General features: G+C 71.7%; 1 protein-coding gene. It reads left to right on the top strand.

Going from position 1 to position 254, the window contains the following annotated elements:
• Positions 1–254 (top strand): aminotransferase class III-fold pyridoxal phosphate-dependent enzyme (locus EXE44_RS19165; RefSeq protein WP_137718121.1); only part of this gene is annotated, 254 nt, incomplete at both ends.

Here is a 254-nt window from a genome sequence, read left to right as displayed (position 1 = left end):
GCAGGGCGCGCTCACGCTCGACGCGATCGAGGAGGCGGACCTCACCGACAACGCCGTCGTCCGCGGCCGGCAGTTCATCGAAACGATGCGCGACGCCGACCTCGACCCGGTCGACGACGTCCGCGGGAAGGGGCTGCTGTGCGCCCTCGAGTTCGACACCAAAGAGCGCCGGGACGCGGTCGTGAAGAACGCGTTCGAGCGCGGCCTCCTCACGCTCGCGTGCGGCCACGAGGTCCTCCGGATCCTCCCGCCGC

It is taken from the genome of Halorubrum sp. SS7 (assembly GCF_005435055.1).
GTDB classification, from domain to species: domain Archaea; phylum Halobacteriota; class Halobacteria; order Halobacteriales; family Haloferacaceae; genus Halorubrum; species Halorubrum salinarum.
Note: the sequence above shows the minus strand (reverse complement) of the source record. Positions and strands in the feature narration are given on the sequence as shown.